This window comes from Streptomyces sp. C (assembly GCF_000158895.1).
Lineage (GTDB): Bacteria > Actinomycetota > Actinomycetes > Streptomycetales > Streptomycetaceae > Streptomyces > Streptomyces racemochromogenes.
This window is the reverse complement of record NZ_GG657750.1, coordinates 273,974-276,894: the sequence shown is the minus strand read 5'-3', so window position 1 is coordinate 276,894 and position 2,921 is coordinate 273,974. Positions and strand designations below refer to the sequence as shown.

Here is a 2,921-nt window from a genome sequence, read left to right as displayed (position 1 = left end):
CGGGCGTACGCGGCCTTCGACCCGGGTCCGGTGGAGCTGCGCACGCCGGACGCGACCGAGTGCGACCTCGTCCTGCCCGCACTCGGCATCCCCCGCGGCGCGACGGCTCCCGGCGTCCGCGTGGCGTCGGTGGGACGGCCCCGGCTGCTGGTCCCGGTCCGCACGCGGTCCGCCCTGCGGGCCGTGTCCCCGGACTTCGGCAGGCTCCGCGCCGCCTGCGACCGCCTCCGCCTGCTGGGCTGCTACGTCTACTCCGTGCCCACGCCCCAAGACCGCACCGCCGCCCGCATGTTCGCCCCGTCGATCGGCGTCGACGAGGACATCGCCAACGCCAACAGCACGGCCTGCCTGGCCGCCCACCTGGCCGGCCGGGGCCTCACCGAACTCGCCGTCGACATGGGCGACTCCCTCGGCAGCCCGTCCACCATCACCGCCACCGTCCGGCCGGGCCCCTCGGGCCCCCTGGTCCGGCTGGGCGGAACCGCCGAGGTCACGGGCGGCATCCGGCTTCCCGCTCGCTGAGGCGGGGCGGGCCGGCCCCACCGTGCTCAGGAGGCTTCGTCGTCCCGGTGCCGCCGCTCGTCGCGCCGCCGCCCCTTCTCCTCGGCGCGCCTGCTGCGGGCCGGGGTGATCGGCTCGGGGTGGACGGGGTCCTGGCTGGGCGGCTGGGGGCGCCCGCGTTCCTCCCGGGGTTCGCCGGGCTCCTGGCGCTTGTCCTTCTTACCGCCCATGCGGGTGACTCCTCGGTGCCGGTGTGCGATTCCTCTGTTCACCCTGACACGCATCGCCGCGGGCCGCCCGCCGTCGGACGGAGAGCATGGCGTGGGGGTGATGTGTCCCTCCAGTGCGGATGTGCCGCAGGAGGCGTGTGCGTTCCGTGCCCACCAAGGCGGGTACCCCCGCTCCGACTTGCGCAGCGGTACCGAACGCCGACGCGCCACGCCGCCGAAGGGTGTCCGGATCACCCTCTTGGCCGCTGTAGGGTGACGTGCGCCCGTCAAGGCGGGCCCTCCTGCACACTGATATTCCAACGGGGTTCGAACGTGAAGCTTCGCCATGTCCGCGCGGTCGCAGTATTCGGAATCGCCGTCGTCGCACTGACCGGAGCCCGTGGCTCGCACGGTGCCAGCTGCGGCGGCAGCAGCCACGGCTCCAGCTCCCACTCGGGTTCCAGCAGCACCAGCGGCGGCAGCCACGACAGCAGCAGCACCACCACCGGCAGCACCAGCACCGGCACGAGCAGCGGCACCAGCTCCAGCACCACCACGGGCTCCGTCACGGGCGGTTCCAGGGACAAGGCCGAGCGCGACATCCGGATCGACGGGTGCAAGCTGGACAGCAGCGGCAAGAACCTGGTCGCCAAGCTCACCGTCACCAACAGCAGTTCGCTGGACTACACGTACAACATCACGATGAAGTTCCGCGGCGACGCCACCTCGACCGCGGTCCCCGCCACGGCCATGGTGAGCAGCCTGAAGGTCAAGGCGGGCGCGTCCCAGCCGGCCGAGGCCACGACGCCGTACTTCGGCAAGACCAACGGCACCGAGTACAAGGAGTGCGTCGTCGTCAGCGCGTCGAAGAGCTCCTTCTGACGCGGGACGAGAGCGTTCCGTCGCGGAGCCCCGCACACCGTCGTGCCGACGGTGTGCGGGGCTCCGCGGTTTCGTGACATGCGCCACACGGCCCTCGCCGGTCAGGCGGGCCCGCGCGACACGGTTCGCGGGGGCACATTTCGCTATTTGTCCCTGTTTGGCGTAGACATGCCGCACTCCGCCAGAAACGGAATTGTGGACTTCTATTTCACCCCTCCCAACGTTCCTGACGGGAGGTGCTTCTAGCGGCGCGTCAGCTGTGCCGCAGGGGCCCCTGCGGGCGGCATGCACGATCTTCCCGCCCTTTCAAGCCGGAGCCCGGGGCACTCGCGCGTCCGGCCCGCGCCGGCTTGCCATGCCCCCGCGGCCCTTCTAAGAATGGCGACTCCTCCGGCGCCCCAGCGGTCCGGCGCCGGGAGCTTCGCGATCACCGAGTGAGGTCCCGCATGAAGAAGCACCGTAAGAAGACGCACCACAGGAAAATAGCCGTCGCCGTCGGGGCGCTCGCCGTCGTGGCCGTCCCCACCGCCGCCATGGCCTGCCTGGACACCCAGGACACCGGCCGCGCCCGGCCCGCCGCGGCGCAGCTGGACTTCCCCTCCGACGCGGTCGGGGCCCCGCTCCCGGAGCAGGCCCCGGTTCCGGCCGCGGCGCCCGCGCAGCCCGTCGCCGAGGCTCCGGCCCCCGAGGCGCCCGTCGCCGAAGAGCCGGTCGAACAGGCCGCCGAGCCGGTCGCCCCGGCCGCGCCGCCCGCGCGCCCGCAGCCGCGGCAGCCCCGGCCGGAGCTGGTGGAGGCGTCCGCCGCTCCCGCCGCGCCGCAGGCCGCCGGGGCGCTCCCCGCAGCGCAGGCCAAGGTCCTCGAACTCGTGAACCAGGCGCGCGCCGCGGCCGGCTGCCCCGCGCTCACCGCCAACGAGAAGCTCACCAAGGCCGCGCAGGACCACAGCGCCGACATGGCCGCGCACCGCAACATGTCCCACACCGGGTCCGACGGTTCCGACGCCGGCCAGCGCATCACCCGCGCGGGGTACCAGTGGCGGACCTACGGCGAGAACGTCGCCTACGGGTACAGCACCCCCGAGCAGGTCATGGAGGGCTGGATGAACAGCCCCGGCCACAAGCGGAACATCCTCGACTGCTCGTACAAGGAGATCGGCATCGGCCTCGCCCAGCCGGGCCAGTACTGGACGCAGGACTTCGGCGCGACGCGCTGACCCGCTCGTACGCCGTCGCTCACACGCCGTCGGCCCGGGGCGCCCGTCAGGGTGAGGCGGGGTCCCGGCCCGGCGTGCGGCCGACGTGGGCGGCCGTGACCAGGGCCGGCGCGAG

General features: G+C 73.3%; 4 protein-coding genes. 3 read left to right on the top strand and 1 reads right to left on the bottom strand.

Annotated elements, in window-relative coordinates; genetic code table 11:
- The coding region (locus SSNG_RS01475; RefSeq protein WP_129593372.1) for a PhzF family phenazine biosynthesis protein at positions 1 to 522 on the top strand (522 nt) is incomplete at its 5' end.
- Between the two features lie 26 nt (positions 523 to 548).
- Here the strand turns inward: SSNG_RS01475 and SSNG_RS01470 are convergent.
- Positions 549 to 731, bottom strand: coding sequence for a hypothetical protein (locus SSNG_RS01470; RefSeq protein ID WP_007262006.1), 183 nt, complete (start codon positions 729 to 731; stop codon positions 549 to 551).
- Positions 732 to 1,043: 312 nt separating this feature from the next.
- On the opposite strand from SSNG_RS01470, the gene SSNG_RS41625 reads away from it, so the two are divergent.
- Both SSNG_RS41625 and SSNG_RS01460 read left to right on the top strand, forming a co-directional pair.
- Positions 1,044 to 1,592, top strand: a complete 549-nt coding sequence (locus tag SSNG_RS41625) for a hypothetical protein (RefSeq protein ID WP_007262005.1) — start codon at positions 1,044 to 1,046, stop codon at positions 1,590 to 1,592.
- A 446-nt stretch (positions 1,593 to 2,038) separates the two neighbouring features.
- Positions 2,039 to 2,806, top strand: coding sequence for a CAP domain-containing protein (locus tag SSNG_RS01460; protein ID WP_042800377.1), 768 nt, complete (start codon positions 2,039 to 2,041; stop codon positions 2,804 to 2,806).
- Positions 2,807 to 2,921 lie beyond the last annotated feature (115 nt).

Coding starts and splice junctions, on each gene's coding strand:
- SSNG_RS01470 (WP_007262006.1), bottom strand. CDS start 731: ATGGGCGGTAAGAAGGACAAGCGCCAGGAGCCCGGCGAACCCCGGGAG.
- SSNG_RS01460 (WP_042800377.1), top strand. CDS start 2,039: ATGAAGAAGCACCGTAAGAAGACGCACCACAGGAAAATAGCCGTCGCC.